Source organism: Steroidobacter gossypii (assembly GCF_016801985.1).
Taxonomy (GTDB): Bacteria; Pseudomonadota; Gammaproteobacteria; order Steroidobacterales; family Steroidobacteraceae; genus Steroidobacter; species Steroidobacter gossypii.
This window is the reverse complement of sequence record NZ_JAEVLS010000005.1, coordinates 271,635-295,815: the sequence shown is the minus strand read 5'-3', so window position 1 is coordinate 295,815 and position 24,181 is coordinate 271,635. Positions and strand designations below refer to the sequence as shown.

Annotated in this window: 21 protein-coding genes; 13 read left to right on the top strand and 8 right to left on the bottom strand. The window is 62.8% G+C overall.

The genetic code is table 11. The features are described from left to right. Nucleotides 1-154: 154 nt before the first annotated feature. Nucleotides 155-2,182 carry an alpha-amylase family glycosyl hydrolase gene (locus tag JM946_RS21705; protein ID WP_218043045.1) on the bottom strand — a complete coding sequence of 676 codons (2,028 nt, stop codon included), beginning with the start codon at nt 2,180-2,182 and terminating at the stop codon, nt 155-157. Nucleotides 2,183-2,244: 62 nt separating this feature from the next. After that, entirely contained in the window at nt 2,245-3,456 is a 1,212-nt protein-coding gene (locus JM946_RS21700; protein ID WP_203169470.1) for a multidrug effflux MFS transporter, read from the bottom strand. 177 nt (nt 3,457-3,633) lie between these two features. Between JM946_RS21700 and JM946_RS21695 the strand changes: the two genes are divergently transcribed. Further along, complete coding sequence (locus tag JM946_RS21695; protein WP_203169469.1) at nt 3,634-4,491, top strand: helix-turn-helix transcriptional regulator; 858 nt, start codon at nt 3,634-3,636, stop codon at nt 4,489-4,491. Nucleotides 4,492-4,545: 54 nt separating this feature from the next. Then, on the top strand, nt 4,546-5,019 hold the full coding sequence (locus tag JM946_RS21690; RefSeq protein ID WP_203169468.1) for a VOC family protein: 474 nt from the start codon (nt 4,546-4,548) through the stop codon (nt 5,017-5,019). Between the two features lie 34 nt (nt 5,020-5,053). Here the strand turns inward: JM946_RS21690 and JM946_RS21685 are convergent, their stop codons facing one another. Further along, complete coding sequence (locus tag JM946_RS21685) at nt 5,054-5,482, bottom strand: organic hydroperoxide resistance protein (protein WP_203169467.1); 429 nt, start codon at nt 5,480-5,482, stop codon at nt 5,054-5,056. A gap of 107 nt (nt 5,483-5,589) precedes the next feature. On the opposite strand from JM946_RS21685, the gene JM946_RS21680 reads away from it, so the two are divergent. After that, entirely contained in the window at nt 5,590-6,420 is an 831-nt protein-coding gene (locus JM946_RS21680) for an AraC family transcriptional regulator (RefSeq protein ID WP_203169466.1), read from the top strand. Nucleotides 6,421-6,513: 93 nt separating this feature from the next. On the opposite strand, the gene JM946_RS21675 is transcribed toward JM946_RS21680, so the two are convergent. Further along, complete coding sequence (locus tag JM946_RS21675) at nt 6,514-10,041, bottom strand: LysM peptidoglycan-binding domain-containing protein (protein ID WP_203169465.1); 3,528 nt, start codon at nt 10,039-10,041, stop codon at nt 6,514-6,516. Nucleotides 10,042-10,309: 268 nt separating this feature from the next. Between JM946_RS21675 and JM946_RS21670 the strand changes: the two genes are divergently transcribed. Then, nucleotides 10,310-10,699: a VOC family protein gene (locus tag JM946_RS21670; RefSeq protein ID WP_203169859.1), complete on the top strand. Its 390-nt coding sequence runs from the start codon at nt 10,310-10,312 to the stop codon at nt 10,697-10,699. A 6-nt stretch (nt 10,700-10,705) separates the two neighbouring features. Here JM946_RS21670 and JM946_RS21665 read toward each other — a convergent pair whose 3' ends face one another. Continuing rightward, nucleotides 10,706-11,365: a tetratricopeptide repeat protein gene (locus JM946_RS21665; protein WP_203169464.1), complete on the bottom strand. Its 660-nt coding sequence runs from the start codon at nt 11,363-11,365 to the stop codon at nt 10,706-10,708. 10 nt (nt 11,366-11,375) lie between these two features. Beyond that, nucleotides 11,376-13,070, bottom strand: a complete 1,695-nt coding sequence (locus JM946_RS21660) for a hypothetical protein (protein ID WP_203169463.1) — start codon at nt 13,068-13,070, stop codon at nt 11,376-11,378. A gap of 175 nt (nt 13,071-13,245) precedes the next feature. On the opposite strand from JM946_RS21660, the gene JM946_RS21655 reads away from it, so the two are divergent. Then, nucleotides 13,246-13,710, top strand: coding sequence for a GFA family protein (locus JM946_RS21655; protein ID WP_203169462.1), 465 nt, complete (start codon nt 13,246-13,248; stop codon nt 13,708-13,710). 6 nt (nt 13,711-13,716) lie between these two features. Here the strand turns inward: JM946_RS21655 and JM946_RS21650 are convergent, their stop codons facing one another. Then, complete coding sequence (locus JM946_RS21650; protein ID WP_203169461.1) at nt 13,717-14,322, bottom strand: DUF2946 family protein; 606 nt, start codon at nt 14,320-14,322, stop codon at nt 13,717-13,719. A gap of 318 nt (nt 14,323-14,640) precedes the next feature. Between JM946_RS21650 and JM946_RS21645 the strand changes: the two genes are divergently transcribed. From JM946_RS21645 to JM946_RS21610, 8 genes are all read left to right on the top strand, one after another. Beyond that, nucleotides 14,641-15,129 (top strand): hypothetical protein, encoded by a 489-nt coding sequence (locus JM946_RS21645; protein ID WP_203169460.1) that lies wholly within the window; start codon nt 14,641-14,643, stop codon nt 15,127-15,129. 78 nt (nt 15,130-15,207) lie between these two features. Continuing rightward, nucleotides 15,208-16,482, top strand: coding sequence for an Hsp70 family protein (locus JM946_RS21640; protein WP_203169459.1), 1,275 nt, complete (start codon nt 15,208-15,210; stop codon nt 16,480-16,482). A gap of 141 nt (nt 16,483-16,623) precedes the next feature. Continuing rightward, nucleotides 16,624-17,637, top strand: a complete 1,014-nt coding sequence (locus JM946_RS21635; RefSeq protein ID WP_203169458.1) for a DUF6454 family protein — start codon at nt 16,624-16,626, stop codon at nt 17,635-17,637. 98 nt (nt 17,638-17,735) lie between these two features. Beyond that, nucleotides 17,736-18,527, top strand: a complete 792-nt coding sequence (locus JM946_RS21630) for a Cof-type HAD-IIB family hydrolase (protein ID WP_203169457.1) — start codon at nt 17,736-17,738, stop codon at nt 18,525-18,527. A 25-nt stretch (nt 18,528-18,552) separates the two neighbouring features. Beyond that, the gene (locus JM946_RS21625; RefSeq protein ID WP_203169456.1) at nt 18,553-20,244 is read left to right on the top strand and encodes a thiamine pyrophosphate-binding protein; all 1,692 of its coding nucleotides are present in this window, start codon (nt 18,553-18,555) and stop codon (nt 20,242-20,244) included. Then, nucleotides 20,241-20,822: an NnrU family protein gene (locus JM946_RS21620; RefSeq protein ID WP_203169455.1), complete on the top strand. Its 582-nt coding sequence runs from the start codon at nt 20,241-20,243 to the stop codon at nt 20,820-20,822. The genes JM946_RS21625 and JM946_RS21620 overlap by 4 nt, the downstream gene beginning before the upstream one ends. 3 nt (nt 20,823-20,825) lie before the next feature. Further along, nucleotides 20,826-21,593 carry an alpha/beta hydrolase gene (locus tag JM946_RS30620; RefSeq protein WP_203169454.1) on the top strand — a complete coding sequence of 256 codons (768 nt, stop codon included), beginning with the start codon at nt 20,826-20,828 and terminating at the stop codon, nt 21,591-21,593. Nucleotides 21,594-21,823: 230 nt separating this feature from the next. Continuing rightward, entirely contained in the window at nt 21,824-23,659 is a 1,836-nt protein-coding gene (locus JM946_RS21610; RefSeq protein ID WP_203169453.1) for an ABC transporter ATP-binding protein, read from the top strand. Nucleotides 23,660-23,687: 28 nt separating this feature from the next. On the opposite strand, the gene JM946_RS21605 is transcribed toward JM946_RS21610, so the two are convergent. Next, nucleotides 23,688-24,155 (bottom strand): DUF1203 domain-containing protein, encoded by a 468-nt coding sequence (locus JM946_RS21605; RefSeq protein WP_203169452.1) that lies wholly within the window; start codon nt 24,153-24,155, stop codon nt 23,688-23,690. Nucleotides 24,156-24,181: the final 26 nt, after the last annotated feature.

The window sequence follows — 24,181 nt, the reverse complement described above, 5'->3', positions numbered from 1 at the left end:
CATGTGGCAACGAAAGTGATCTTCCTGGTTGCGAGAGCAGAGATTTGGATCCTCATTCTCTGAGTCCGATCTTCGTTGAGACCACGGCTTTGTTTTTCCACGGCAGGGAGAAGAGGGACCCTGGCGCCTCCCGTGGGGAGAAGAGGGTTGTATCTCATCTGCCTGCAGGGCTGGAATTGGGGTGGAGGAGGTCGTTCGGGCTGGTGAGGAGGCGAGCGGCGAAGGGCTTCAGGTGCAGCAGGTCGGTTGCGGGGATGTCCTGGCCGGTGAGGAGGTCATGGGCTGTTCCGCCCTTGAGAATCGTGTTGGCAGAGGGGAGGCGAAGATCGATGGAGCGATCGCTGAAGTTCAGCAGTACCAACACCTGCTGAGCGTCGGGCGCCGGAGTGTTGGTGGTGCGCGCCGTGCGAATGTACGCGAGCACCGCGTCGTCGTGATTCGTTGGGATCAGTTCAATATCCGGCGAAGTGAGCGCGGGCACTTGCTTACGTAGCTCGATCAAGCGTTGGTAGAAGGGTGTGAGCAAATGGCGGTCCGCCCACGAGATCGGCGTCTCGTCATAAGGCAGAAACTCGGCGCCGACTTCATCTCCGTTATAGACGAGCGGCAGGCCAGGCAAGGTCAGCAGCATGGTTGCGGCGACGCGCGTGCGGGCGGCGCCATGGCGTGTGATGAAGCGCGCCCCAGTATCGTTGTTGTTGAGAAAGCGCAGCACGATGCCCGGCTCGGGCAGCTTATCGGTGCTGGCCCGGAGGGCGTGCTGAAGTGCATCGAGGTTTGGCGCCTTGCCGGAGAACGCGTCATGCCAGGCCCACTCACCCAGCTTCTCCGTCCAGTCGTAGGCGACATCGAAGCCGTGCTGGAAGTAATACACGTCGCGCGCCGAAGCTTCGGCGATCAATAGCAAATCAGGATCGATGCGTTTCAATTCCTCGCGCCAGCGTGGCCAGAATTCCGGAGCGCGCTCGCGCACGCCCCAACTGACATCGACTCGAAAGCCGTCGATGTCGAACTCCCGGACCCAATAGGAGAAGGCCTCCAGCATGTACCGCTGAACTTCAGGATGGTCGTACTCGAGATTCTTCAAGTGCGGCCAATCGAAGTAATGAGTGGCCTCGCCCTCGACATCGCGTTCAAACCAACCGAAGTAAGGTGACTTCCGTCCATGATCCTCGGCGTGCACGTGATACGAGTGCACCGCTGCGAGATGATTGGGAACGAAATCCATCAGCACTCGCAGGCCACGAGCGTGCGCCGCTGCGATCAGCGCCTTCAACTGCAGCGCCGTGCCGAACTCTGCGCGCGATTGGAAGTGATCGGTCACTGCATAGCCGAAGTCCTCCGAAGGCGCGCCAGTAATGGGCGAGAGCCAAATGGCAGTCACACCCAGCGCCGCAATCTCAGGCAGCCGCTTGCGAATGTCGTCGTAACCATTCTGGCCGAACGCGAACGGTGCGACGCCGTACAGCACGCTTCGGTCGATCCACTTCGGATGATGGCGCTCCGGATCGATCTCACGCGGCGACCCATCGACGACTTCGAACACTGTCGTGCTTACGTCATCGCGCCCGAGCGCGTCGATAACTCGCAGGGTGACGTAGTATTCGCCGTCTACATCCGGCGCGCGGATCTCGATGGCGCGAGTCGAAGCAGGCGTCGTATCGAGCAGAGATTGGGACGTGAGCACCAATGGCGCCGCATTCCCGCGCCGCGCTTGCCACTCGTAGCGTTCGATCGGCACAGGAACGCCCTCGGCCATCTGGCTGCCCCCAGCATCGAGCACAACGTTCTTATCTGTTACACGGGTACGGATCAACGCTCGCGGACGATCTTCGATCCGAGTCCGCCATCGCTGAGTGGTAGAGCGCGCGACCTCTCGGCCATCCCGAGTACAACGAGCACTGATCGCGTTCTCGCCTTCGAGCAAAGGTGTGCTGGCGGTGAAACGATCATTGACGATCGCCGCGCGAACCGATCCCGCCGGCCCCTCGACCATCACTTCAGCGCAAGCTGACGGCGAGACGCGCCCTGTGATGAGTTTGTCGAACGTCCAGGCGTCGCCACCGGACGTATCCAGTTCTATGGGGGCGCTGGCCGCATGCGATGCAGACACGCTCGCAAAGGCCCACCAGGTGGTCAGCCAGAGCGCCACCAACAGATTTCGAACGCGGCGCATCTGCATGCGTGCAGAATAACGATCGCCGACGCCGGCTTGTATCCTCGGAAATCCGAGGTTGGCGGATTTCAACCGGAGGCGCGCTCGCCGGCGTTCGCTTCGTTCGTTGCATGCGCCGATGTCATCAGAATCACCCAGCCGGTGGCGGAGCAGATTGCCATGACGAAGGCCATGGGCAACGGTCCCGTCAAATCCAGCACACCCACCAGCGCCGCCGCGACCGCGCCGAATCCCAGCTGCAGGAAGCCGAGCAAAGAAGAGGCGCTACCGATGTTCTTGGTGAACGGCTTGAGAGCGAGCGCCGCCGCGTTGGGGTAGGTGATGCCGGCACAGTGCAGGAACGCGAACAGCAGCGCCACCGTCTCCCATTTGCCCAGCTGGAAAGTCAGCGACAGCAACAGGAACGCCGCGCCGCTGAGCACCTGGATCAGCAATGCGCGTCGAAACACCAGTTCGCTCGGGAAGTATCTCAACAGCAGATGATTGAGCTGTCCGCCGAGAATCATGCCGCCGGCGAGGATCGCAAAGATCGCACCGAACCCACCGGGCCCCACGCCGAAGCCGTCCATGAAGACCGCGGGCGAGCCGGAAACAAACACAAACAAACCCGCGAACGACAGCGAGCCGGCCAGCGTGTAGATTCTGAACTGAGGCTGCGCCAGCGCGTCGCGAAACGTGCGCATGATGGGCGCAAGACGCAGGCTGACCGAGGGATCCGGCGAATAGGTCCGAGGGATCGCGAACACCACCAGCGCAAGATCGATGATGGCGAGCGCGGCCAACGCAGCGAAGATTGCGCGCCAGCTGGCAGCCGTAGCGATCACGCTGCCGATGCTCGGTGCGAGCAGCGGTGACACGCTGAGGACGAGCATCAGCATCGCGAACGCCCTTGCTGCGCGGTCTGCTGGGACGTGATCTCGAACCAACGCGACGGCGCCCACAGAAGCCGCGCTGCCGCCGAGCGCCGAGATAAACCGAAACACCAGCAACCCTTCGAACGACGTGGTCGTCATGCAGCCCAGCGTGGCCAGGATGTAGATCGCCAGCCCGGCGTAGATCGGGCGCTGGCGACCGAAGCGGTCCAGCAGCGGGCCGTAAATGACCTGGCCGAGTGCGAAGCCGATGAAATACACGGACACGCTGAGCGACATGCGTGACACGGCGACGTCCAGATCGGCTGCGATCTGCGGGAACGCCGGCAGATACAGGTCGATGGTGAACGGCGTCAGCGCGTTCAAGAAGCCGAGCACGACGATCAGAAAAGTAGGATGTCTTAGCATGGTCAAAGATCGAAACAACGGGTCGTCGCCACCCGCGACCGGCGGGCAGGGACATGCATTCACATGGATTCGGATGAAGTCAGGGAAAGGTGAGCTCGAATGCTCCGGACAGAGCGCTCACAAGGTGCGTGGAGTATAAATAGGGACCAGGGCAATGCGCCAGTGAAAGGAGGCGGCATGTTCATCCGATACTGTCCGGGTCCGCCGCTGGACGCCGCCATCGATTGCATCTGGCTGACGCGGCGGACGGTGCATGCCCCCGCGTGCGAGCACATGCTGCCTTCCGGTCAGGCTCAACTGGTGATGACGTTGCATGACTTGCCCATTCAATGGGCCGAGCCCGGCAACAACGTCGCATGGAGCTCCTGGACGCGGGGAGTCATTCACGGTCCTCAGTCGCGCTACTACATGGCCGGTCCCAAGCCGCCGGGTATCGTGGTCGGCGCGTCGTTCCGGCCGGGGATGGGCGCGGCCATCCTCGGCGCGTCTTTGCATGAGCTGCGCGATCGTCATGTTTCCATCGAAGATCTGTGGGGCTATCGGGGACTCGACCTGCACCAGCGGCTGGCGTCGATCCGCGATCCGCACGATATCTGCCGGGCGCTGGAAGCCGAGCTGATCGCGAGGATCCATCGGCCGCTGCTGATTCATCCAGCGGTCGCGTATGCATTGCGCCCGAATGGAACCAGTCCGTCGCCTCGCCGCGTCGATGAGATCCAGCAGCACAGCGGCTACAGTGCGCGACATTTCATCGAGCTGTTTCAAGCGGCCGTCGGCTTGACGCCGAAGCATTACTATCGCATCCGGCGCTTTTCGGGCGCGTTGCTCCGCCTGGCTGCGGGCGATGCGCGGCTCGCAGATATCGCACTGGCGGCCGGCTATTCGGATCAGGCGCACTTCTCCAGAGAGTTTCGCGACCTGGGCGGGGTGACACCTGCGCGCTATCGCCCGAGCGCCCCCGGGAGCGAGCATCATCATGTGGTCGACCCAGCGCGCGGGGCAGCAAGCCCGGGTAAAAAACTTTCAAGACGCTAGCCACGGCCGACTGTGACACTTGCAGAAGTGCCACAGCGTTCGGGAGATTCGGTGATGAGCAAGCAGACCCGCCAAGACGGCGAGCTGACCATTCACGATGTGTATGCTTATCTGCGTCTGCATGACACAGCGGCAGCCATCGACTTTTATGCGCGGGCCTTCGGCGCGAAGGAGTTGTTCCGGCTGGTCGAGCCCAGTGGTCGCGTCGGCCACGCCGAGATCAAGATCGGTGCGGTCACCCTCATGTTGTCGGATGAGTATCCGGAGTACGGCATTCGCGGGCCGCGCACGATCGGTGGAACCAGCGTGTCGATCCATATCCACGTCAGCGACGTCGATCGACTGTTCGAGCAGGCAGTCGCGGCCGGCGCCACTGTCGTGCGCCCTCTACAGGATCAGTTCTACGGCGAGCGCTCCGGTACGGTCCGCGACCCGTTCGGTCACGAGTGGCTGCTTGGCGGTCACATCGAAGATGTGACTCCGGAGGAAATGCAGCGACGCTACACCGCGCTGTTCAGCGAGGATTGACTCGCTGAACAGCCGGTCCGAGTCACGGAGGAACTTATTCCTCGACGACCAGCGTCACATCGATGTTGCCGCGGGTCGCATTCGAATACGGGCACACGATGTGCGCCTTATCGACCAGCGCTTGCACCTGGTCACGCGGCAGGCCAGGCGCTTTGATCCGCAGCTCGGCCTGGATGGCAAAACCGGTCGGGACGGGGCCGATGCCCACCTTGCCGGTGATGCTGGTATCCGCCGGCAGCGCGACCTTTTCCTTACCAGCCACAAACTTCAGCGCGCCGAGAAAGCAGGCCGAATAACCGGCGGCGAACAGCTGCTCCGGGTTGGTGCCCGGGCCGCCCGCACCGCCCAGCTCGCGCGGGGTGGAAAGTTGGACATTGAGTACGCCGTCCGAGGACGCGGCGCGGCCGTCGCGGCCGCCGGTGGCTGTGGCTTGTGCGGTATAAAGGACTTTCTCGATCGACATTGACGTGCTCCTTTGAGGTGTTGCGTCATTGGGTGAGGAGCACTGTACGCGCGCCGGCCGGTTCCGGGCTCACCTAAAATCTGGAAAACTTGATCAGGAATCTCGGAATGCCCGATCGTCTGGAGTCCTTGCTCTCGCACTTCGCGGTGCACGCCCGCATGTTTCACTCGGGAGCGCTGTGCGGGCTCAACGAAGTGCCGATGGTGCCGGAAGCGGGACAGTTGCACCTCATCAAGATGGGGCCGGTCGAGGTCACCCACGAAGGCGAAGCTCCGCTGCACATCACGGCACCGAGTCTGTTGCTGTATCCGCGCCCCTTGAAGCACCGGTTCGTCACCGATGCGACTCGCGGCGCCGACCTGGCCTGCGCGAATTTACATTTCGACGGCGGGATCGCCAATCCGGTGGCGGCGGCGTTACCGCCGGTCATCTGTATACCGCTGGTGGAAATCGAGGGCGCGGCAGGCGTGTTGGCCTTGTTGTTCGACGAGGCGTTCAACGAGCGTTGCGGTCGGCGGGCCCTGGTCAACCGGCTGTTCGAGGTGGTGCTCATCCAGGTGCTGCGTCACTTGATGGAAAGCGGACAGATTCGCAGCGGCATGCTGGCGGGCATGTCGCATCCGAAGCTGCGGCACGCGCTGGTCGCCATGCACGAGCGGCCCGCGCATGAATGGTCGCTGGATGAGCTCGCCGATACCGCAAGCATGTCGCGGAGTGTGTTTGCCAACGCGTTCCGGGAAACCGTGGGTGTTACGCCGGGGGCATATTTGCAAAATTGGCGTGTCAGCCTGGCTCAGCAGGCGCTGCGGCAGGGGCGACCACTCAAGATGATCGCGGTGGAAGTGGGGTACGGCAGCGAGGCCGCGCTGTCGCGGGCCTTCAAAGTGCAAAGCGGATTGACTCCGCGCGAGTGGAAACAAGCCCAGGCCAGCGGCTGACATCCCGTTCCGGGCTGCCGAAACCCGAGCGGCTGAAACAAAACCGCCCCGCCTTGCGGCGGGGCGCAGTTCGGTTCGCCCTCGAAACGTTTGTTATTCTTCGTTGATCGTGTAATCCAGCTGGCTTGGGATCGCCAACGTTTGACCGACCGTCAAGCTCGGTCGGCCTACGTAATTCCACAGTGCCGTCGCCGCTTCGCTACGATCGGTTCCATACAACGCCAGTGCGATGCCCTGCCACGTGTCGCCGCTCTGGACGATGTAATAAGTCGGCACTTCCGGCGTGACCACCAGCGTGGCCGGCGGTCCCTGCAGATGCAGGCCCGTGCTGAGCGTGGGTTGTCCCATGGCCGCTTCCAGCGCCTCGGCCGCGGCCTCGGAATCGACACCGTACAGAGTGGCGGCGAGCGATTGCCAGGTGGCGCCGGCCGGCACGAGGTAATACGGCGTGCTGTTCGAGCGGGAGTAGTAGATGGAAGGCGCCGCGTTGTCGGTCACCTGCCAGACCACGGTGGCATTGTTACTGCCGTCGATGGATGCGCTCACGTCGTCCGCGCCGCTCGGCATAGTTTCCATCAGAGTCGCCGCACCCCACACGCCATCCTGGTAGCGGGCCGCATAAACATCCACGCCGCCGCCCGAGCCATTGTCGGTCACCCAGCCAACCACGCCGCTGTCGCCCACCAGCGATACGGTGACCTTGACGGCGCCACCGCTGCCGATTGCCGTCGCCGGGCTCCACGTACCGGTAGAGGCATTGTAATGGCGAGCGTACATCGTGCTCACGCCGTCGACCGTTTCCGGCCAGGCAGCCAGCGCGTTGCCCGAAGGGGAAACTGACAGTTCGGCGAGGCCGGCCTCGGGGAAAGACGTCAGGATCTGCTGCGGGCCCCACTGATCTGTCGCGACGTCGTAGTGGCGCACCCTCACGCCAGCGCCACGCCATAGCAGAATGGCGTTGCCTTGGGCATCCTGGCCGATCTTGCCCTGGCGGTCGCCATCGACGCTCATGCGCATCACCGGACCGAGCGCCAACGCCGTGTTGTCCCAACGGCGAGTGGCGATATGTTCGCCGACAGCCGAATTCAATTGCCGCCACGACACAGTCACGTTGCCGTTGGCGTCGACCACGCCTTCGATCTGCATGCCGCCCTGCGTGCCGGTGTCGAGACGGACCGGCGTCGTCCACGTCCCTGCGACCAGGCGTGACAGATAAACATAGTCGATATCCGTATTGGGATCTGCATCGGAAGCCTGCAGCCAGGTCGCCATGCCATGTTCGCCGTTGATCGACACTGCAGGCGTCCAGACGGTGTTTAGGGGATTGTTACTATTTTCGAGCAGCATCGCGACACTCCACGTGTTGCTGCTCGCATCGAAGGTGCTCACATACATCGAATGGGCGCCGCCGTCGCTTTGTATCCAGGACACGATGGCGTTGCCGGTGGTGCGATCCATCGCGATGCGCGGCTTCTGGGTCGCGTTCGGGTTCGTGTCCAGCACGGTGGGCGCGCCCCAGCCCGAGCCGGCGATGTAACGACGGGCGATCACGTCGCTGCCCTGCGCCCACACCACGATGCCGTTGTCTTGCGCGTCGAAGGCGACTCGCGGCTGGGTCGCCGGCTGGTTACTCGTTTCGAGCGCCTGCTCTGCCGACCAGTCGTTCAGCGGCACCGTGAGCAGGCTCGAGTCGAGCGAGTAGTACTCGGTCGCCGTGGTGTTGACACGGCTCCAATCCAGCGGCGCACTGAAATTCGCCGAGGTGATGTATGTGAACGAGCTCGGCACGACGAGCTGCAGACCCGCGGCGAGCGTCGGGTTGCCAAGCGCGGCTCGCAGCTGGTTGATCGCCGCTACGTCGGTCACGCCATACACGGTGGCCGCGACGTGAGCCCACGTGTCCGTTGCGAGCACGGTATAGAAGCCAGGGACGGTGACCGTCACGGTCAGCGTGTCCGGGAAGCCACTCAGGATCATGCCTTCGCTGAGCTCGCCGCCACCCATGGCAGCTTGCAGGGCCAGGCCGGCTTCGACTGCATTCACTCCATACAGATCATTCGCGAGCGATTGCCAGGTATCGCCGGCGGCAACCACCAGGTTCGGGCTGAGATGGCGCGCTTCGAAGATGGAAAGATTCGAATCGTCCGACTGAGTCCACACCACTGCCGCATTGCCGGCGGAGTTGATGGTGGAGCTCAGCTGCGAGGCCGACCCGTTGCGCGTTTCGAGCAGTCGTACCTGTTCCCACACGCCGTCCGTCTGCTTGATCGAATAAACATCCTCGCGCCTGGACTCGTTGAGACGCAGCCAGCTCACCACCGCGTCGTCGCCGCTCATGCTCACCACCAGCGAGACCACATTGCTGGAGGTGTCGAGCAGTTCCGCATCGCCCCACGAGTTCGCCGCGGCGTTGTAGCGCCGTACATAGATGTAGCTGTTGCCGGCATTGTTCTCGATCCAGGCGGCCATGGCGTTGCCATGCTCGTCCACTGAAATCTCGCCGCTTTCCCCGCCGGCGCCGGGATTGTTCAGCGCGAGCTCGCCGCTCCATTGGCCGCTGGCCGCGTCGAAGCGGCGCGTGAAGAAACCACTGCCGCGCCAGGCCAGGAAGCCGTTGCCGGCGGCGTCGAACTGCAGGCGGGGGTGACGATCGCCGCTGTCGTTCATCGCCATCACCGAGCCGAAGGCCTGGGTCGTCGAGTCCCAGCGACGCGAGTAAATGCGGCGAGCTCCGGATACAGGGTCGCGTTGACGCCAGGCCACGGTGACATTGCCGCTGCTGTCGATAGCGACCTTGGGTTGTTCGCCGGCTTCGCTGCTTTCTTCCACCAGCACCGGCGTCGTCCAGCTGCCACCGACCAGGCGCGACAGGTAGATGTTCAAGGCCGCGCCGTCGTTCTGGAGCCAGACCACCGCGCCGTGGCCGCCTTCGAGGGCGACGAAGGAGTTGTCTTCACCGTTGTTGACGGCGCCCGCGGCGGTCTCCAGCAACTCCGCATCGCTCCAGGTATTGGTGAGCGTGTTGAAGCGGCTGGCATACAACGATACAGCGGCGCCGTCGCTTTGCGTCCAGATGGCGAAGGCGTTGCCACTGTCACGATCGACCGCGACGCGCACCCGGTCTGCAAACTCGGCGCTGTCGTCCAGCAGGGCGGGTTCGCCCCACGTGCCGGAAGCACCGTCGTAACGGCGCGCGATCACGTCGCTGCCCTGGGCCCACACGGCGAAGCCGTTGCCGGCACGGTCGAACGCCACCTGCGGAGTGCGAGTCGCTTCATCGCTCGTCTCGAGCAACGCGGTCGGTTGCCAGCCGCCAGCGCCGAGCGCTGGTGCAATCAATTCGTAAACCGTGGTGCGCGTGGTGCTCAGCACGGCCGGGTTGGCGTTGGCAGTGGCCAGCTCGCCCACGAGGTTCGGCGCATCCGGCGGGACCGGCGTGTTGGGCGTGGGATTGTTGGTGCCCGGATTGTTCGGGAAGTTCGGGTTGGCGCCGCTCGGCGGGCCGGAGTTGCCGACTGGCAGCGGATTCTCGGTGACCGCCGGGCCCCCGCACGCACTCAGCAGCGCCAGCACTGAAAGGCTCAGTAATGAATGGGTGAAGTTGCCGATCTGCCGTGCCATGTTCAATCCTGTGGAGTGCTGTTATGAATTCCGACAGCAGTTGCTACGCATGTGTCCGATTCCTTTACACATCGCGAGCGTTTTTTTCGCTCTTCGCTTCTGCCGCTGCTCAATGAGCATCACGTCTGCGTGGATCCATCCGACCATACACATTCGTCGGTGAAAACAGACTGGCTTCACAAAGTCATCGATTGGGCTGTCAATGTTTCTGACACTGAAGGGCGAGTGACGGAAAACTTTCCAGTTTCCGATTAAAATGCCGTTCATGATGCGCATCGAACATCTCGCCCTCTGGACCGACAATCTGGACCGTGTCAGGAATTTTTACGTCACGTATTTCGACGCTGTGCCGGGCAGCGGCTATCGCAATCCGGCGAAGGGCTTCGAATCCGTGTTCCTCAGTTTCAGCGAAGGCGCGCGGCTCGAGTTCATGAAGACCAGCAAGCTCGAGCCGGTGGTGCTCGAGCCGGGCGCGCAGCGCATGGGGCTGACGCACTTCGCCCTGTCGGTGGGCTCCGAAGCGCGCGTCGATGAGCTCACTCAGCGGTTGAAGGACGATGGCTATCCGGTGCTGGATGGTCCGCGGCGCACCGGCGATGGTTACTACGAGAGTGTGGTGCTGGATCCCGATGGCAATCGCATCGAGATCACGGTCTGATCCGAATCACCAGCTGGACGATGGAACGTCGCCGCGCGTGATCTCGGAGCGACGCGCGACCCACTCGGCGAAATCGTTGGTCTCGGCTTCGCTGCGATGAGCTTCCACCCACGCGCGCATCGCTTGTAGCAACTTGGCCGCCTGGCCTTTGTTGAGCGCATACAACCGGAGATAGTTGAAGCGGGCTTCTTCGAGCCGCTTCATTCCGAGATAGGCCTGCCCTTGATACTCGATCGCATGCGGATAGTCGGGAAAGATCCGCAACGCTTGCTCATATGCGGCGAGCGCCTCGGCGTGATTCCCCAGCTTGCGATGGGCATAACCCAGATATGTGTACGCCTCGTGCATGGAGCCATCGAGACGAATGGCTTCCTGGAAATGCCCGAGCGATTCCTTGTAGAAGCCACGCGCGGCGCGCTGGGCTTCTTCTTTCTCGGCATCAGACGACGAAGCCTCGGCCAGCGCCTGCGAATGATCGGCGCGTTGAATGGCTGCGTAGCCCAGCGTGTAGGCATCGATGGCGCTTTGCTCGGAGAGCGGCGCCGGCAGAGCAGGACGCGGCTTCGCCGGACGATAAGCCCCGGGTCCATCGGCGTTGACCGGCGCTGCCGCGGTGGTGAGCCACAGCAGCGCCGCGAGTGGTGGGATGATTCTCAGGCCACTCATGATGGCAACGTTAGAAGCGTGACGCCGTCAAAGTCACGTCCGCATCGGCCCAGACCTGCTTGAAGTCGGCTTCGACCAGCTTGGCTTGCTCGAGCTTGTTCTGCGCCAGCAGCGCCTTGTTCAAGCCGAACAGCGCCCAGCCGTTCTTGGGATTGCGGCGCAGATCTTCCCAATAGACCGCTTCGGCTTCCGCAGGTCGACCTGCCTCCAGCAACACCGCGCCGAGCACATGGCGCACTGGCTGATGCCAATCGTCGGGCTCGGTGTAGACCAGGTTGTCGTGATAACGCACGGCGCGATCGAGATGCGCGATGGCTGTGTCGTAGTTGCCTTTCGCAGCGGCCAGTTCGCCACTGAGAACTTCCACCGCGACTCGCAACACCGAGTCCGCCAGGTTCAGCGACATCGACGACGGCGTTTCGATCAGCTTCGGATCCTGAGCGAGCTGGCGCACGGCCGCGATTTCCTTTTCCGCCGCCCCGAAATCTTTCTTCCGGATGAAGGCCATGCCGCGCGCGTAGTGACGAACACCGCGGGTGAACATCGTGTCCACGCGCGGCGCCGGCGCCGCCAGGATTTCGTCCCACTTGCCGAAGCGCACCAGTGCGTAGTCCGGCGTGAGCGTGAAGCTCTGCAGGATCGGCAACTCCTTAAGCGCGGCCGGCGGAATCGCCTGCGCGGTCTTGTAGGCCGCATCGATGGCGATCTTGCTCTGGCCCGCCATGCTGGCGGCGAACCACAGGAAGTGCACGTTGTGCGGGTAATAGCCGAGCGGATATAGACCCTGAGCGCGGCACTGAGTGATGTAGTCCTCGTCGGCCAGGATCGCCATCTGGTTGGCTTTCATGGCGTCGGCATAACGGCCCACGCGCTGGTAGATATGCCCCGGCATATGCACCAGGTGACCCGCCGCCGGCGCGAGCGGCAGTAGACGGTCAGCCGCGGCTTCGGCTTTCTCCGGCGTGTTGCTCGCCTCCCACAGATGGATCCAGTAATGCAGCGCGCCGGGGTGGTCCGGATTTTTCGCGAGCACGCCGTCGAGCGCTTTGATGATGTCGTGAGTTTGCTCATATGGACGACCGTCGCGCGTCCAGTAATTCCACGGGCGCAGGTCCATCACCGCCTCGGCGTACAAAGTCGCGGCGTCCTGATCGTCCGGATAGGTCTCGTGCAGGATGCGCATCGCGCCGGCATAGGCCTGATCGGAGGCGGCGCGATCTTCGGGCTTGCCCGTGAAGCGCAGCGCCAGCGCGTCGATGTAGTCGCGCTCACGTTGCGAGACTTTGTGCTTCAACGACTGCGCCTTGCGAATGTGGGCCAGCGCCTTGGGCTCTTCTTCTGGCGCCATCGGGGCATTGATGTTCGGGCCGAGCACCAGCGCCTGTCCCCAGTAGGCCATCGCGGCGTCGGGGTCGAGCCGCGCGGCTTCGGCGAAGGCGCGGCCGGCTTCGGCGTGATTGAAGCCGTAGGTGAGGTTCAGCCCTTGATTGATGAAGCGCTGCGCCTGCTCGGAGGAGGTCGTGACCTTGAAGGTGTGTTTCCCGACATTCTGCAATCGCGGCGCGATGGCGCCGGAGGGTGAGCGGGAGTCGAAGGTTTCGTGCTCCTGGTAGTGTTTGTGGACCGGCGTTTGAGCGTATGCGGCGGCGCTCGCCAGTGCGGTCGCGACTGACAGGGCCAGGGCCAGGTGGGTTCTCGAGCTCATAACAGTTCCCCAACGTTGTTTGCTTCAAGACCCGCAACAGTGCCGGTCCGTCGTGATTGGCGGGTGATACGCGGCGTGAAAATCCCGTGAATCCTCGCAATTCGAAGCTTGCCGCCTGCGATGCTTTTCTCGGTCGACTAGCTTACAGTGCGGCGACTCTGACGGATCTGCGAACATGAACGACTGGAAACTTCCCTGGGATGGCGCATGCCGCTGTGGACTAGTGCGCCTCCGAATCAGCGCGCCGCCGCTGCTGAGCATGGCGTGTCATTGCAAAGGCTGTCAGCGGATGAGCGCCAGCGCGTATTCGCTCAGCATTGCGATTCCTACGCCGGGTTTTGCCGTTACGCAAGGCGAGCCGGTCATCGGCGGACTGCACGGTCCGACGCGGCATTATTTCTGTGGGCACTGCAAGAGCTGGATGTTCACCCGTCCCGAAGGCATGGATCAGTTCGTCAATGTGCGGCCGACCATGCTGGAAGATGCATCGTGGGTGACGCCATTCATCGAAACATACACGCAGGCGCGACTGCCATTGGTCGCGACGGGCGCGAAGCATAGTTACGACGCTTTCCCGCCAGTCGAGGACTATGGGACGTTGATCGAGGAATACGCGAAGGTCGGCGCAAGACCGCGCTAGCCTCACCTAATCCATCGCACGCGTCGCGACCTTCTCGCCTTCGCGTGGTGTTGGTGTGCGTTCGTACCCCAGCATTGCGGGCGCGTCTGCGAAATCCAGCCGATGTAGCGGCAGCTGAGAGGCTCCGAGCGCGATCGTGATTTTGGTTGTCGTTCCCGACGGCAACTCCAACGCTGCAGCGAGTGCGTCGTCGTCGACCGGCTGACCGTCGATGCACATGCGATCCAGCACCCACGCAAGATCCGTCCCAGAGATCTCACCGGGGCCATGCTCGGTGACCAGCACGAGTGCGCCTTCCTCATCTAAATAAGCAGCGCGCGTCTGCTCGACCACCAGTGCGGTGTGAGTCATCAAGCGCTCGCCGTCGTCGGCGACCCTCAATATGTACGGCGTGGACTCCAATTGCATGTAGCCGCGCTGCGGCCCATTTTGAAAATACCAGCGGCCGTGCTGGTCCGCCGCGTAGTTGCGGTTGATGACTTCGATGATGCGCGGGTGACTGATGGTTTCGCCTTGCACGAGCCAGCGCCCGCGGCGGTCCAGCCCGAGCCAGCCGAACAGCGCCGGCACGTTGGGCCAACGTTTCAATGCATTCAAAACCCAGTCGTCCATCGCTTGCTTCCAACTGCAACGTCGCGCGTCGGCGCTGGTCAGTGTGCCGATCGAGGCCGGCGACCACAACTTGTCATGTTTACGCGTGTCCTTTTCTGGCGTGTGCCTGTCCGGATCTGGCGTTGACCCTTGGTCGCCGTCACGATGGAATGCCGCCCCGACAGGAACGAAGGCGACAACGGAATGAGCTCAGCCATCTCGCGGCGTACATTGCTACAAGCAACTGGCCTGCTCCCAATGGTTGCGTACGCCGCCAACGCCACACCAGAACGCAAGCTCTCCAGCAATCCGGCTCGACAACCCGAAGAGGTCGCAGGAATGACGTCCACCGCCCAGTCTTTGCCCAACGGCGCCAGCGACTTCGACTTTCTGCACGGCAGCTGGCGCGTGTCGCATCAGCGGCTCGCGCAACGCCTGAAGGGCAGCAACGATTGGGTTCGTTTCGGCGGCACCATGTCGGCCAAGCCCATTCTCGGCGGCTTGGGCAACTTCGATGAGAACGTGATCGAGCTGCCGCAGGGAACATACGAAGCGTGCACGGTGCGCATGTTCAATCCGACACAGGCGCGGTGGAGCATCTACTGGATCGATGCGCGCGATCCCAAGCTCGATCAGCCGGTGCACGGAGTATTCAGCAACGGTGTCGGCACGTTCTACGGCGAAGATGTGTTCGCGGGCCGGCCAATTCGCATTCGTTTCTTGTGGTCACACATTCAGGCGCGCAGCGCGCGCTGGGAGCAGGCGTTCTCCGCCGATGGCGGCGCGACTTGGGAACCGAACTGGATCATGGAATTTGCGCGCGTGTAGCACAGTGGCTTCGGGAGGTAGGCGGCCGCAAACCGCCGACCTGCTATAATGGGCGGCCCTTTACCCGGGCCACCTCCCATGCATCCCATTTCCATTGGTGTCGATTTCGGCACCAGCAATACCGTCATTGCCATGGTGGGCGCGGACGGCAGCTCCGCGGTCATGAAGGTCACATCGCGCCTCGGTGAGAACGCGGCGTTGCCGTCGATTCTTTGTTTCCGACCTGCCGAGCCGAATCCGCGCGAGCGACCGATCAGCAGCGCCGGTGCGGATGCCGTCGCCGACTACATTGCTCGCACTGGCCCGGCGCGGCTGGTGCAGTCGATGAAATCGTTCCTCGGCAGTCGCGCCTTTGTCGACACCAAGGTGTTCAACCATACCTACACGTTGGAGTCGCTGATCGGCACGTTGCTCCAACATCTTTACGACGCCACGGGCGCGCGTGAAGCGCTGCAGAATGCGCCCCTGGGCATCGGCAGGCCCATCGAGTTCGCGGGCGCTTCGCCCGACGACCAACTGGCGCAAACACGTTTGAAGGCCGCGTTTGCCGGCGCTGGCCGCGAAGCGGATCGCATCGGCCTCGAGCCGGAGGCCGCTGCGTACGCATTCGCGAGCAGAGCCGAAGGCCGGCATCTGGTGCTGGTCGCCGACCTGGGTGGCGGCACCAGCGACTTCTCCATCGTCGAAGTGGATGCCGACGGCGAGCAGCCCAAGCTCACGCCGCTTGCGCAGACCGGCATTGGCATCGCGGGAGATCGTTTCGATTATCAAATCGTTCATAACGCGGTGTGCCCGGCGTTGGGCATGGGCTCGCAGTTCCAGCCGGAGTCCAAGCGCTTGCCCATTCCGTTGTGGATTTACGCCAACTTCTCCAGCTGGCACCAGCTGTCGATGATGAACAACCGGCAGACGTTGCGACACATCACCGAGATCCTGCGGACCGCGGTGGATCAGCAGGCGTTCGAGGGGCTGGTGCATGTGATTCGCAATGAAGAAGGCTTCACGTTGTTTCAAGCCGTGTCGCGAGTGAAACAAACGTTGACGGCGCAGGCGTCGGCGCAACTCAGCTTCAAGGCGGGCCCAGTCGAAATCGATCGGACCGTGACGCGCGCCGATTTCGAAACGTGGATCGCGGACGATCTGTCGCGCATCGAAGCCGTGGCCGACGAGGCGGTGCGCACCGCTGGCGTCAAACCTGCCGATCTCACGCGAGTGTTCATGACTGGCGGCACGGCGCTCGTGCCGGCAGTGCGCCAGCTGTTTGCTCGCAAATTCGGCGCGGACAAGCTGGTCGGCGGCGATGAGTTTTCTTCGGTCGCGCAGGGATTGGCGCTGATGGGCGTGCCTCGGTGAAGTCAATCTGGGTGAAAGATTCTCCATCAAGGCGATCTTCAGCCGCCTGAAGCAATATCCGGCTTCGTGCAGGACGCAAGAAAACGGTAAAACTGCCTCTGTATAAACGAGCCTCCTGGTGTTGCGTGGGAAGGAGGCGCTGTGAAAGTTGTTCCGATCGTTGCGCTCGGTCTGGTGCTGAGCGGTTACATCACCACGGCCGTGGCCGGAAATTCCGAGCACGAGCGTGGCTGGTCCAAGGGGCGCGACAACAAGACCACCGCGCTGTTCCGGGTCATGGGCAAGAACACGATCTGGACGCCGGTGCAGTCGGTGACCATGAATTTCCAGACCTTCCACACCCAGGGCTTGGTCAAGATCGGCGATACGTTCTTCGTTTCGGCGGTCGAAGTCATCGAGAGCACGGTGCGCAATGGCGCCGCGACCGACTCGCTGTATGACTTCACGATCGATCGCTCGACGGGCGCCGGCCGTGGCTGGCTGTTCAAGTTCGACGCGCAGGGCCAGCTGCTGGGCAAAGTCGAGCTCACCGATGGCAGCAAATACCATCCTGGCGGCATCGACTTCGACGGCAAGTCGCTGTGGGTGCCGGTGGCGGAGTATCGGCCCAACAGCAGCAGCAATGTTTATCGCGTCGATCCCAAGACCTTGCGCGCCGAGCTGGTGTTTACCGAGGACGATCACATCGGCGGCATCGTCCACAACGTGCATGACAATACGCTGCGCGGCGTGAGCTGGGGTTCGCGGCGCTTATACACTTGGGAGCTGTCCCGGCGCGGGCGCGAGAGCAAGGTTCGTTCATCGGATTGGGTTCCCAATCCGCAGTTCTATATCGACTATCAGGATTGTCATTACCAGGGCGTGGAATACATGTTGTGTGGCGGCGTCGCGAGTTACTCCAGCCCGCGTGGCAACGTCGCTTTCGGCGGCCTCGATCTGGTCGACCTGCGCCGTAATCGACTGGAGCATCAGGTGCCGGTGAATCTGTTCATCGACGAAGGTGGGGGCGCCACCGGCACGCTGTCGCTGACACACAATGCGTTCTGGCTGGAGCCGTCGAAGGACGGTTCGATGCGCGGCTACTTCATGGCCGAAGGCGACAACCAGGCCGAGTTGCTGATCTACGACGCGACGCCCTGGATCAATCGGGACTGATACACCGAGGTGAGCTAAATCTGACGAAGGTTGTCGCCCGAGAGTCGGCGGGTCACGCTAGTATGGCGTGACCCGCCCTGGCATTTGGAACGAGACCGTTGATTGCGTTGATTGGCATCGATGTCGATGGAACGTTGGTAGGCCACTCCGGTGAAGTGCCGGACATCGTGTGGAAAACCGCCGAGCAAGCGCGTGCCGCGGGCATCCATCTGGCATTGTGTTCAGGGCGGCCCGCGTTCGGTGTCGCTGCGGAATATGCGCGTCGGCTGGACGACGATGGTTGGCACATCTTTCAAAACGGCGCGAGCATCGTGAACCTTGCGACGCGCGAGTCGCGTTCCACTCCGCTGCCCGAAGGTTGTGTGCGTGGCTTGATCAGCCAGGCCCGCGAAACCGAGCAGGTGCTGGAGCTGTACGGCGACGATGATTACGCCGTCGAAAGCGAAGCGCCTTGGGCGAGTCAGCACGCCGATTTGCTGGGCTTGCCGTTCAAGCCGCGGCCTTTTGAAACATTGTTGCCGCCGCTGGTGCGTGGACAGTGGTTGCTTTCGCCCGAAGATGCCGAGCGCATCGAAGCGCCGCCCGATCTGGAGATGGCGCAGTCCACCTCACCGCTCATGCCCAACGTCCGTTTCGTCGGTTTGACGCGCAAGGGTGTCAGCAAGGGCAGTGCGATGCGTGAGATCGCTGCGGCATACCGCATCGATATGCGAGACGTCATGTACATCGGCGACTCGGGCAACGATATCTCCGCGCTGCGCGTCGTCGGGCATCCCATCGCCATGGGTAACGCCGATCCGGAGGTGATCCAAGCCGCCGGTCGCACCGTCGGGCATGTCGATGAGGCCGGGGTGGCGGAAGCTTTGAGGATTGCGCTCGCAAGCAGGTAAAAGTCAGGCGCGCTAAAATGGCGCCATGAAACCGAGCCCGACTCCCGCCGCTCGCACCGGCGGACAACTCATCGTCGACCAGTTGCTCACGCACGGCGCCGAGCTTGCTTTTTGCGTTCCCGGTGAAAGTTACCTGCCGGTGCTGGACGCATTGTATGCAGTCCGCGATCGGATCCGCCTGATCACCTGCCGTCATGAGAATGGCGCAGCTAACATGGCCGAGGCGTACGGCAAGCTCACCGGCAAGCCCGGCATCTGCCTGGTGACGCGCGGGCCAGGCGCGACCAACGCGTCGATCGGAGTGCATACAGCGTTCCAGGATTCCACGCCGATGATCCTGCTGATCGGACAGGTCGGCACCGATTTCATGGAGCGGGAGGCGTTTCAAGAGATCGATTACCGCCGCATGTTCGGCCCCATGTCGAAGTGGGTGGCGCAGATCGATCGCACCGATCGCATTCCCGAATTCATCGCGCGTGCCTATCAAGTCGCGACCAGTGGGCGCATGGGGCCGGTGGTGCTCGCGCTGCCCGAGGATGTGCTGTCCGGCACCGCCCAGGTTGCCGACGCTCGACCGTGGCAACGAGTCGAGTCCGCGCCTTCACCAGAAGCGATCGCCAGGCTCTCGCAAATGCTGGGCGAAGCGCAGCGACCTTTTCTGTTGGCTGGCGGCAGCGGCTGGAATGAAGCAGCGTGTGCTCAACTGCAACGCTTCGCGGAGACGCAGCAGATTCCGGTGGGATGTGAGTTTCGCTCGCAGGATCTGTTCGACAACGCGCATCCCAACTATGCGGGCGACGTGGGCATCGGCATCAATCCCAAGCTCGCCGAGCGCATCAAGGCGTCGGATTTGCTGATCGTACTTGGCGCGCGGCTTGGTGAGATCACGACCAGTGGCTACGGTTTGATCGCCGGTCCCGTGCCGGCGCAGCGCCTGGTGCATATCTATCCCGAGGCTGAAGAGCTCGGGCGGTTTTATCACGCCGATCTCATGATCAACGCGACCATGCCGGCAATGTCGAGCGCGCTCGCTGTTCTGCCCAAGCTGACTCGCGTCGACGTGCAAACGCAGGCCTCGGCCGCGAACCAGGACTATCGAGCCTGGCAGGAACGCAAACAGATTCCAGGCAAGGTGCAGATGTGGGATGTCATCCAGCATCTGGATCGCGTGCTGCCGCCGGATGTGATCGTCACCAACGGCGCGGGCAACTACACGACCTGGGCGCATCGCTTCCATCGCTATCGCGGCTTTCGAACGCAGCTTGCGCCTACCTCGGGAGCGATGGGGTATGGCGTGCCGGCGGGTATCGCGGCCAAGGCGTTGTATCCCGATCGCACCGTCATCTCGTTGGCGGGCGACGGTTGTTTCCTGATGACGGGCCAGGAACTGGCCACCGCCGTGCAGTACCAGCTGAACGTCATCATCATCGTGGTCAACAACAACATGTACGGCACCATCCGCATGCATCAGGAGCGTGAATATCCGGCGCGCGTGCATGGCACCTCGCTGGTCAATCCCGATTTCGCTGCGTACGCAACCGCGTTCGGTGCGCATGGCGAGCTGGTGGAGACGACCGAGCAGTTTGCGCCGGCGCTCGACAGGGCGCTGGCTGCTGGCAAGCCCGCCTTGATTGAGATCCGCATCGATCCCGAAGCCATCACGCCGAATGCAACCTTGCAGTCAATTCGTGAGGCGGCTCGGCAGGGGGCGCGATGATCTATCTCGTTCTGGGATTGGTGCTCTTCCTGGGCGTGCACTCGGTCGAGATCTTCTCGCCAGGTTTCCGGAGCCGCGCCGTCGAGAAGATGGGCGAGGGCGCGTACAAGGGCATCTACACCTTATTGTCCATCGTTGGATTCATATTGCTCGTGTGGGGCTATGGTGTTGCACGCCAGGATCCCATCCTGGTGTATGCGCCGCCGGTGTGGACGCGACATCTCGCGGCGCTGTTACTGCTGCCGGTGTTTCCGCTGCTGTTCGCGGCCTACTTGCCCGGGCGCATCAAGGCGGCCGTGAAGCATCCGATGCTCGCGGCGGTCAAGCTGTGGGCCTTCGCGCATTTGCTGGCGAACGGCATGCTCGCGGACTTGCTGCTCTTCGGCGGCTTTCTCATCTGGGCCGTGGCCGATCTGATCTCCGTGAAGCGTCGTCCGGTGGTCCGGCCCGTCCCGGGTCCGCCGCCCATGAGATACAACGATCTCATCGCCGTCGTCGGCGGCCTGGCCGTGTATGTGATTTTCGTGCTCTGGCTGCACGTGCGTCTGATTGGAGTGGCGCCGATCCCGCCGATGTAAGTCGTGAAACCCGTGCTCGACTGGGTGATCTTCGCAGTCGTCGTGTACGTCGGCCTGTGCGCGGCTTTGTTCTTTTTTCAGCGCTCGTTACTGTACTACCCGCAGCCGAGATTGCCGGGCGAAACATCGCAGACACTGGCCCTGTCGGTGGAAGGCGCCGAGCTGGTGGTGAGCGTTCGTCCGCACGACGGGCTGAAGGCGATCGTCTACTTCGGCGGCAATGGCGAAGACGTTACGCACAACATGCCGTCGTTCTCCGCTGCGTTTCCCGATCACGCGCTTTTCCTGATGAACTACCGGGGTTACGGCGGCAGCTCGGGCAGCCCCAGCGAGCTGGTTCTGCATCAGGACGCGCTGGCGTTGTTCGACTACGTCCACGCAAGGCATGCCGATGTCACGGTGATGGGGCGCAGCCTGGGGTCGGGGGTTGCGATTCGCCTGGCCAGTCAGCGTCCCGCATCGCGGCTGGTGCTGATTACTCCGTATTCGAGCATTGCGGACCTGGGGGCGCGGCAGTTTCCGATGTTTCCAGTGAAGTGGCTGCTGCAGGATCGCTATGAGTCCTGGCGGTATGCGCCACTCATCACGGTGCCTAGCACGCTGGTCGTGGCGGAGCATGATGAGATCATTCCTCGCGCGAGCAGTGAGGATTTGTATGGTCGGTTTCAGCCGGGCGTCGCGAGCCTGCAGTTGATACCGGGCGTCGGGCACAACGATCTCGCGACCAGTCCGCTGTACTTGCAATCGTTGCAAAACGCGCTGAAACGCTGAGCTGGGCTTGCCCGGAACGGGCAACAATGATTCAATGCTCGTCCCGTCATTGACCTGGCTATAAGAGGAGGGCGCCGATGAATCCATCCAGCAAGCACCTCCCGACCATGCGTACCCGGTAGCTCCGGAGCTCGGTCAGCCCGTCCCGCGGCCCCAACTTGAAGTTGGCCCGCCGCATCCTCAGGTCAGTCGTTTTCTCAAGGACAGCGCGGCAACGCGCTCGCTCAAACATGGTCAAATCTCGCGCCCAGGGCTCGCAAGTCCTGCGTAATGTGCTGTTTTTCACGTTCCGGCACTGGGCTGCCCACAAGGGCCTGGCGATCGGCGTGGCCGTCGCGATGATGCTGGCGACGCTGACGGAAGTCATCGTTCCGGTGTATGCCGGCCGCCTGGTCGATGCGCTCGCGCAGGGGCGGGACGCGGTCGATGTCGCGATCCATTCTTTTCTGGCGATGGTGCTGCTCGGCCTGGCAATGGTGGTGCTGCGCCATCTCGCCTGGTGGGGCGTCGTGCCATTCACCCTGAGCATCATGCGCAAAGTGGCGCAAGGTGCGTTTCATCGCGTGCAGCGTTTCTCGACCGACTGGCACAACAACAGTTTTGCCGGTTCCACCGTGCGCAAGATCACTCGCGGCATGTGGGCATTGGACATGATCAACGACGTGCTGTTGCTCGCGTTGCTGCCTTCGGTGGTGGTGCTGGTGGGAACGGTGCTGCTGCTCGGGCAGCGGTGGCCGGTCATGGGCCTGGTGATGGCGCTCGGCTCGATCGCGTACGTTGCAATGACGGTCTTGCTGGCAACGCGCATCATTGCGCCAGCTTCTCGTTTGTCCAACGCTCAGGATACGCGTGTGGGCGGCGTGCTCGCGGACGCGCTCGGCGCGAACGCGGTCGTGAAATCATTCGGTGCAGAGGCGCGTGAGGACGCGCGGCTGGGGCGCGTCGTGAACAAATGGTCACGACGCACCGAGCGCACCTGGATGTTTCATACCTACAGCGGCACTGGACAGCTGGCATTGCTCTGGCTGGTTCGGTCGGCGGTGACGGGAACGGCACTCTGGCTGTGGTGGCAGGGACGTGCGACGCCCGGTGAGATCACGTATGTGCTCACGACTTACTTCGTCGTGCACGGCTATCTGCGTGACATCGGTCAGCACGTGCACCACCTGCAGCGCTCGGTGAACGACATGGAAGAGATGGTTCAGCTGCACTCCGAACCTCTGGGTGTGGCGGACTCGCCGGGCGCGCGGCCTTTGCGCATCGAGGCCGGCGAGGTGCGTTTCGATCACGTGACGTTCTGTTACGCCGGTCAGCACACGCCGCTGTATCGCGACTTGAATGTTCGTATCGCGCCGGGCGAGCGCATCGGTCTGGTTGGCCATTCGGGCTCGGGTAAAACCACCTTCGTGAAGCTGATCCAACGGCTGTACGACGTGACCGAAGGCCGCATCCTGATCGACGGGCAGGATGTCGCGCACGCCACGCAGGAGTCGTTGCGTTCGCAGATCGCGATCGTGCAGCAGGAGCCCATTCTGTTTCATCGCAGCCTGGCCGAGAACATTTCATATGCGCGGCCGGATGCGACGCTGGCGGAAATAGAGCGGGCGGCCCGGTTGGCGAATGCTCACGATTTCATCGTGCGATTGCCGCGTGGTTACCAGACGCTGGTCGGTGAGCGCGGCGTGAAGCTGTCCGGTGGCGAACGTCAGCGTGTGGCGTTGGCGCGAGCGTTTCTGGCGGATGCGCCCATTCTGATTCTGGATGAGGCCACTTCCAGCCTCGACTCCGAATCCGAAGCGCTGATCCAGGAAGCGATGGATCGCCTGATGTCCAGCCGCACGTCCATCGTCATCGCCCATCGTCTGTCGACGGTGCGCGCGATGGATCGCATCCTCGTGTTCGACCGCGGTCGCATCGTGGAGGAGGGCAGCCACGAAATGCTGCTGCGTCGCTCGCATGGCCAGTACCGGCGTTTGTTCGAACGCCAGTCCGGCGGCATCGTCGGCGCCCCCTCGACTCGCGACCGCTTCCCTCACGACCTGGCCGCAGGCGGCGAGGCGGGTTGATCCCGCCTCGTCACCCTTTGCTGCGAAGTTATGCCCGGTCTACCCGAGCGGCGTAGCAGCCGGGTTTGGCATTGTGGATGTGTAGATAAGTTACGTCGGGGGCGGCCAAGAGTTGCCCGATGACGTGTTCGAGGGCGGTGCCTGGAGCCACTTCAGCGGCTTTCATCATGCCGCTGTCGTCGAAAGCGCGAATGGACAACAGTCGAGAGCGAAGTTGTTCGGGCACCTGGTCGAGGTCGAGTCGCGCTTCGACGGCGGCTTCGCGCACGTAGATGGCGTGGCGTGAGCGATAGGGCGAGGCGACGGCGAGGTGCTCGTAATTGAGCAGGATGAGCCGCTCGCCGATCTCGGCGTCTTGCAGACTGATCCGGCAGGGAAAGCCGGGGCGTCGATCGGCGATCACTCTGAGGGCGTCGTGACGCGCCAACTCGTGATCGGACATTGCGAACAGCGGTGCGAAAGGGCTCAGGGGAAGACCGGAGATCTGGAAGTGCATGACGGATTACCTGGTCGGCGAGTGAC